The organism is Planomonospora alba (assembly GCF_039534085.1).
GTDB lineage: Bacteria > Actinomycetota > Actinomycetes > Streptosporangiales > Streptosporangiaceae > Planomonospora_B > Planomonospora_B alba.
Genome location: NZ_BAAAUT010000034.1, coordinates 80,272 through 87,030, shown reverse-complemented (window position 1 = coordinate 87,030; position 6,759 = coordinate 80,272). Strand labels below are relative to the sequence as shown.

Here is a 6,759-nt window from a genome sequence, read left to right as displayed (position 1 = left end):
CATCGCGTTCTTGATGCTCTGGCTCCGCCACGCGGAATTGTCAGACACGGCCTAGCGGGGCCTGAGTCCGTCGACGACGATGTCCAGCATGCGGTTCAGTTGGGGGCGCTGCTCGGGTGCGCCGGCCACGGAGAGCAAACCGGCGAGGATGCCGCCTACCTCGACCGGGTCGATGTCGCTGCGCAGTTCTCCTGCCGTGGCGCCGGCCTCGAGCACCATCGCCAGGATTTGCTGGACCTCGTCGCAGACCGGTCCGGTGCCGAAGCGGCCGGAAGCGCTCATGGCGACCAGGGCCTCGCAGATGCCGCGTCGTTCGCTGGCCCAGTCGGCGAATCGGAGCATCCACGCGTGGAGGGCCTGTGCGGGCGGCTTGGTAGCCAGCAGGGTGTGCGCGTCTTCGCGCAAGGGACGGATCTGGTCCCGGTAGACCTCTTCGACCAGATCCTCTCGGGTGGGGAAGTGCCGGTACAGGGTGGCGTTCCCCACTCCCGCGCGTTTGGCGATCGCGTCCAGCGAGATCGGGCGTCCGGAGGCGAAGGCTTCGGCGGCCGTGGCGATCAGCTGCTCGCGGTTGCGCTGCGCGTCGGCGCGCCGGGTGCTACGTGGAGGTGTCATGACCTTCGTGATCGTAAGTGTCGGATGAGGCTCGGGAACGATTCGGGGATGTCCCCGGTTCAGTGTACAGTGAGACAAACGGGGAGTTCCCCGGTTACGGGTGGTCTCACCCATCGCTTCAGCGACGAAAGGTTTGCCATGCCTACAGCGGTCATCACCGGAGGGACGACCGGGATCGGCAGAGCGACGGCCGAGCTGCTGCACGCCCGCGGCTACCAGGTCGCGGTCACCGGACAGAATCCCGAATCCCTCGCGCGGGCGCAGTCCGAGCTCCCCGGTGACGTGCTCGTCGTCCGATCCGACGGGCGCGTGCTCTCCGACACCGACGCCCTGATGTCGGCGGTGGCGGCGCGGTTCGGATCGTTGGACCTGCTCTTCCTCAACGCCGGGATCTTCCGTCCGGCACCGGTTGCCGAGGTGACGGAGGAATCGTTCGACGAGCACGCCGACCTCAACTTCAAGGGCCAGTACTTCACCCTCCAAAAGGCCCTTCCCCTCATGAACGACGGCGGCTCGATCGTGCTGACCGTCGGCATCGGATCCCGTCGCGGCGCCCCTGGCGCCACGGTGGGGGCGGCGACACGCGGCGCGCTGCTGGCCATGCTGCCCTCCCTCGCGCTCGAACTGGCCCCGCGCAGGATTCGCGTCAACGCCGTGAGCCCCGGGGCCACCGACACCCCGCTGCTCGACAAGCTGGGGGTGCCCGAGAGCGGCCGGGACGCCATGCGCTCGAAGATCCCCTTCAAGCGCTTCGGAACCAGCCAGGAGGTCGCGGAAGCAGTCGCCTTCCTCGCCTCGGACGCCGCCGGCTACATCACCGGCCAGGACATCACCGTGGCCGGCGGCTACGGGCTCGGCGTCTGAAACCCGGGCGAGTCGACCACCAATCCGCACCTCTCGAACGCCACGAACCGCACCTCACAGGAGAACACGATGGCACTCACTCTCGACACCTATCGGCTGCTGGGCCGTTCCGGACTCCGGGTCTCACCGCTGGCGCTGGGCACGGCGACCTTCGGCACCGAGTGGGGCTGGGGCGCCGAGCGCGACGAGGCGCGCAAGCTCTTCGACCGCTACACCGAGCTCGGCGGCAACTTCTTCGACACCGCCAGCACCTACACCAACGGCACCTCCGAGCGACTGCTCGGCGAATTCGCCCGCACCAACCGCGACAAGATGGTGCTGGCGACGAAGTACTCGACGCTGCGTCAGCCCGGTGACCCGAATTCCGGGGGTACCCACCGCAAGAGCATGCTGGCGTCGGTGGAAGCCAGTCTGCGGCAGTTGAACACCGACTACATCGATCTGCTCTACGTGAACGTATGGGACTTCAGGACGCCGGTGGAGGAGATCCTGCGGGGCCTGGACGACCTGGTGAGGCAGAGCAAGGTGCTGTACGTGGCGATCTCCAGCGCCCCGGCCTGGCAGGTGTCGCGCATGCAGGCGATCGCCGACCTGCGCGGCTGGTCACCACTGGTCGCACTGGAGACCGAGTACAGCCTGATCGAGCGCACCGCGGAGCGTGACCTGATCCCGATGGCACGCGAGATGGGACTCGGCGTGGTCCCCTTCTCCCCATTGGGCGGCGGGGTGCTCACCGGCAAGTACAGCCGGGAGGACCGGAACCAGGCGGGCTCCGTTGTCGGCGAAACCGCCAGCAGCCGCAAGAGCCTGAACGTCGCCCTGGGATGGGTCACCGACCGCAACCTCGCCATTGCCGATGTGGTGAAGGAGGTGGCCTCGGAGCTAGGCCGCACACCCGCCCAGGTCGCACTGGCCTGGACCCTGAACGCCCCGGGTGTGACGGCACCCATCATCGGCGCCCGCACCATCGCGCAGCTGGAGGACAACCTGGGTGCCCTGCAGGTCGACCTCACTCCTTCCCAGCTGGCCCGCCTCGACGAGGTCAGCTCCGTCGACCTCGGCAATCCGCACGGCCTGCTCGCCAGCGATCACATCCGCACGGTCACCACAGGCGACATGAAGATCGAAACCCTCGGCTGATTCGCTTCCTGAATGGCGACATCCAGATATATCGACATGTTTTTAATGATGGAACGGAGCAACCTCGGTATGGGTAAGTACAGCGACAAGAATGTGGTGATCACGGGTGGCAGCAGCGGCATGGGGCTCGCGCTGGCGGAGCTGCTGGTGCAAGGCGGAGCCCGCGTGGTGATCACCGGCCGTTCTCAGGCCAAGCTCGACGCGGCACGCGAGCGGCTCGGCGAGAATGCCGTGGCTGTCCGGGCGGATGTGTCCTCACTGTCCGACCTGGATATGCTCGTCGGCCGTGTAAAGAGCGAGCTCGGCTCGATCGAGGCTTTGTTCGTCAACGCCGGCATCTCACCCCTCACGCCCCTCGAGTCGACGACCGAGGACGTGTACGACGAGCTGTTCGCGATCAACGTCAAGGGCGCCTTCTTCACTGTGCAGAAGCTCGCTCCGCTGCTGAGCGCGAACGCCGGCATCGTCCTCACCACCTCGATCGCGAACGTCATCGGCATGGTGGACACCAGCGTCTATGCGGCCAGCAAGGCGGCGCTGCGCTCGATGGCCCGCTCCTTCTCCCGGGAGCTGCTTCCGCGGGGGATCCGTGTCAATGCGATCAGCCCGGGTCCCATCGACTCGGGGATTCTGGAAACGATGAACTTGTCCAAAGAGGCCGCTGACCAGTTCAGGGCGGAGCGGACCGCGAGCAACCCTATGAAGCGCTACGGCACCGTCGAAGAGTTCGCCACGGCGGCCGCATTCCTCGCCTTCGATGCCACGTACACCACCGGCGTCGAGCTGGCTGTGGATGGCGGCGAAACCCAGCTCTGAGAGGGCGGTTCGTGAGCTGATGCCCGCGATGCCACAGTGTGATTAGGCGGATATTTAGCGTTACCCCTGGTTGGCGAGCCCGGATGTGCTGGGATGACCGGGTGAGCGAGCGCAAGCCGTACCCCAGCGACCTCTCCGACGAGCAGTGGGCGCTGATCGAACCGGTGCTCACGGCGTGGAAGGCCGCGCACCCGTCGGTCAGCGGCCACCAGGGCACCTACACGATGCGCGAGATCGCGGGCGCGATCCTGTATCAGGGCCGGACCGGCGTCCAGTGGGAATACCTGCCGCACGACCTGCCGCCCAAGAGCGCGACGTACTACTACTTCGCCAAGTGGCGCGACGACGGCACCGCCCAGGTGATCTGCGACCTGCTGCGCTGGTATCTGCGGGAGAGCAAAGGGCGAAAGGCCGATCCGAGCCCGGTCGTGCTGGACACCCAGAGCGTGCACGCCGCGGCCGGCGTCCCCGCCGCCACGACCGGGAAAGACGCGGCCAAGAAGGTCCCGGGACGCAAACGCGGCCTGGCCACCGAGACGTTCGGACTGGTCATCGCGGCGGTGCTGCTGGCCGCTTCCGCGCACGGCAACACCGCGGGAACGGCGCTGCTGGACCGCGTCGCCGCACAGACCGGCGGCAGCGTGACCACGGCCCTGGCCGACCAGGGCTTCAAGAACACGGTCGTCGCCCACGGCGCCACCTTGGGGATCGACGTTCAGATCGTCGAACGCAACCGGGCCGACACGGGATTCGTCCCCCAGCCGACACGGTGGATCGTCGAGCAGACCTACGGCACCTTGATGCTGCACCGGCGCCTGGTGCGCGACTACGAGCACCGGCCGGCCACGTCCGAGTCGCGGGTGTACTGGGCGATGACGGATGTGATGGCCCGTCGTCTGACCCGTGCGCCCGCGCCGTCGTGGCGGTCGACGTGAGCAGCCTCCAGACGCCCGCGCCCCCGCCCGACCCCGGCACGTGGCTCCTGGACAGGATCGACGCCCGCGAGCAGGCGTTGACGTGCCGGATCGAGCAGCTCCAGGCCGAGACCGACGCGCTGAACGCCCATCTGGGCGAGCTCGGCGAGGCGATCGAGCACCTTCGGATCACCCGAAAGACCCTCCTCGCGCTCGCCGCCGACGACGGCGCCGAACCAGCCGCACCACCGCCTGCGCTGCCCAGCCATCCTGCCTACCAGCAGATTCTGGCTATCTTCGCCGATGCCGACCGGCCTCTGCGCGCCCGCGACCTGTGCCAGGCCCTGGACCTGCCCATCGTGGCCAAGCACACCGAGAACATCCGTTCCAAGCTCAAGCGCCTGGTCGGCCGCGGCGTCCTCATCGAGACCGAGCCGGGCTTGTTCGTTCGGCCGCGCCCGTAGTCCGGTGACGAGCCTCCGACCAGCTCGCCTTGCCCAATCCCAGTGGCGAAGGGGACATCAACTCGCGAACCGCCCTCTAAGAGTTTCCCCAGCACACAGGCGTGCCGCCGGACATGAGGACGGCCATCGCGTGATCCTTCGTGATTGCGACATCAAGATCGAAGGAGGAAAGCGATGGCCGTGTCCAACAGTGTGGACCCGATGGCGTGGCTGGCGGAGCAGATTCAGGCCAGTGACCCGGATCTGTTGCGCTCCATGGTGAAGACCATGGCCGAGGCGCCTGTGTCGGCCGAGGCCGACAGCCTGTGCGGCGCCGCCTACGGCGAGCGCAGCAGCGAGCGGGCCAACCGGCGCAACGGTTATCGGACCCGCGGCTGGGACACCCGCGCCGGCACCGTCGAGCTCGCCATTCCGAAACTGCGCTCGGGCAGCTACTTCCCGGACTGGCTGCTGCAGCGCCGCCGCCGGGCCGAACAAACCCTGATCAGCGTGGTGGCCACCAGCTACCTGCTGGGCGTCTCCACCCGCCGGGTCGACAAGCTCGTCGAGCAGCTGGGCATCACCGGCATCTCCAAGAGCCAGGTCTCGGAGATGACCAAGGTGCTGGACGGGCAGGTGGAAGCCTTCCGCACCCGCCCGCTGGACGGCGGCCCGTATGCGTTCGTGTGGCTGGACGCGCTGACGCAGAAGGTCCGCGAGGACGGGCGCACGGTGAACGTGCACGTGCTGGTCGCCACGGCGGTCAATGCCGACGGCCGCCGGGAGATCCTGGGGCTGGAGGTGACCTCGGCCGAGGACGGCGCCGGCTGGCTGGGCTTCCTGCGCTCCCTGGTGGCGCGGGGCCTGTCGGGGTGCAGCTGGTGGTCTCCGACGCCCACGCCGGCCTGGTCGAGGCGGTCGGCGCGACGCTGGCGGGTGCGGCCTGGCAGCGCTGTCGCACCCACTACCTGCGGAATCTGCTGACGACGGTCCCGAAGTCGGCGCAGCCGTGGGTGGCGACCCTGGTGCGCACGATCTTCGACCAGCCTGCGGTCGAGGCCGTGCGCTCCCAGCATGCCTGGGTCGTCGAGGCGCTGGAGGGCAAGTATCCGGCCGCGGCGACGCATCTGGACGCGGCCCGCGAGGACCTGCTGGCCTTCGCCGCGTTCCCGCGGGAGGTCTGGCGGCAGGTCTGGTCGAACAACCCGCAAGAAAGGCTGAACAAGGAGATCCGTCGCCGCACCGACGTGGTCGGCATCTTCCCCGACCGGGGCGCGGTCGTGCGCCTGGTGGGTGCGGTGCTGGCCGAGCAGACCGATGAGTGGACCGAGGCCCGCCGCTACATGGGGCTGGACGTGCTGGCCAAGGTCCGGTTGCGCCTGATCGCGGGCGACACACCGGGGCAGAATCCGCTGCCGCAGACACTTACCGCTTAACCTGCAGAAACAGGATCACGCGAAGGCCGGTTCATACACCACTTCGCTGGACGTGACCCCGGATCGGTTCACACAGACACCGAACGTGGCTTGATGTCTCAACAGGTTTGACAGGTACCGGCACGTTGAAGGTCGAGTTCGTGCATCGGCACCGGTTTCGCACCCGGGCCGAGGCCCGGCTGAGGGTGGCGACCTGGATCGCGGACTTCTCCAACACGCGCAGGCGGCACAGCGCCAACGACGGGCTGCCGCCGGTCACATTCGAGCGTCAGGTGATCGAGAAGAGACAGGCATCATCGGCCCTGGTGAGGGCCGCTGTGGCATAGGACCGTCTCCACGCTTTCAGGGGATTGACAGCTCCGGCTCCGCCTCGTCACGCCAGGCGTCGGCTTCACGCCGGGCACGACGAGGCGGTTGGGCGATCGGCACCGGATACCGCGGCGTGAGGTGATGCCGCAAGGCCGATGAGTGATCTTGCGCGGGCCGCGGCGGTCATGGCAGGTGGTGGTCCGCAGCGTACGCGCCGGGACC

General features: G+C 68.0%; 7 protein-coding genes and 1 pseudogene. 7 read left to right on the top strand and 1 reads right to left on the bottom strand.

Annotated features, from left to right (window positions below; all coding sequences use genetic code 11):
* Positions 1–51: 51 nt before the first annotated feature.
* On the bottom strand, positions 52–615 hold the full coding sequence (locus ABD823_RS21095) for a TetR/AcrR family transcriptional regulator (RefSeq protein ID WP_344862202.1): 564 nt from the start codon (positions 613–615) through the stop codon (positions 52–54).
* A gap of 138 nt (positions 616–753) precedes the next feature.
* Between ABD823_RS21095 and ABD823_RS21090 the strand changes: the two genes are divergently transcribed.
* The 7 genes and pseudogenes from ABD823_RS21090 (at position 754) to ABD823_RS21060 (ending at position 6,554) form a co-directional block, all read left to right on the top strand.
* Positions 754–1,479, top strand: coding sequence for an SDR family oxidoreductase (locus ABD823_RS21090; protein ID WP_344862201.1), 726 nt, complete (start codon positions 754–756; stop codon positions 1,477–1,479).
* A gap of 69 nt (positions 1,480–1,548) precedes the next feature.
* Entirely contained in the window at positions 1,549–2,619 is a 1,071-nt protein-coding gene (locus tag ABD823_RS21085; protein WP_344862200.1) for an aldo/keto reductase, read from the top strand.
* Between the two features lie 69 nt (positions 2,620–2,688).
* Positions 2,689–3,435: an SDR family oxidoreductase gene (locus tag ABD823_RS21080; RefSeq protein WP_344862199.1), complete on the top strand. Its 747-nt coding sequence runs from the start codon at positions 2,689–2,691 to the stop codon at positions 3,433–3,435.
* Between the two features lie 101 nt (positions 3,436–3,536).
* Positions 3,537–4,370, top strand: coding sequence for an IS5 family transposase (locus ABD823_RS21075; RefSeq protein WP_344862198.1), 834 nt, complete (start codon positions 3,537–3,539; stop codon positions 4,368–4,370).
* Positions 4,367–4,813, top strand: coding sequence for a hypothetical protein (locus tag ABD823_RS21070; protein ID WP_344862196.1), 447 nt, complete (start codon positions 4,367–4,369; stop codon positions 4,811–4,813). Before ABD823_RS21075 ends, ABD823_RS21070 begins: the two co-directional genes overlap by 4 nt.
* 174 nt (positions 4,814–4,987) lie before the next feature.
* Positions 4,988–6,228 (top strand): annotated as a pseudogene (locus ABD823_RS21065) (IS256 family transposase).
* A gap of 125 nt (positions 6,229–6,353) precedes the next feature.
* On the top strand, positions 6,354–6,554 hold the full coding sequence (locus ABD823_RS21060) for an IS3 family transposase (protein WP_344862194.1): 201 nt from the start codon (positions 6,354–6,356) through the stop codon (positions 6,552–6,554).
* The last annotated feature ends 205 nt before the right edge of the window (positions 6,555–6,759 follow it).

Excerpts from the sequence above, each read along its gene's own strand:
- ABD823_RS21085 (WP_344862200.1), top strand. The coding sequence starts at position 1,549 with ATGGCACTCACTCTCGACACCTATCGGCTGCTGGGCCGTTCCGGACTC.
- ABD823_RS21090 (WP_344862201.1), top strand. The coding sequence starts at position 754 with ATGCCTACAGCGGTCATCACCGGAGGGACGACCGGGATCGGCAGAGCG.
- ABD823_RS21080 (WP_344862199.1), top strand. The coding sequence starts at position 2,689 with ATGGGTAAGTACAGCGACAAGAATGTGGTGATCACGGGTGGCAGCAGC.
- ABD823_RS21095 (WP_344862202.1), bottom strand. The coding sequence starts at position 615 with ATGACACCTCCACGTAGCACCCGGCGCGCCGACGCGCAGCGCAACCGC.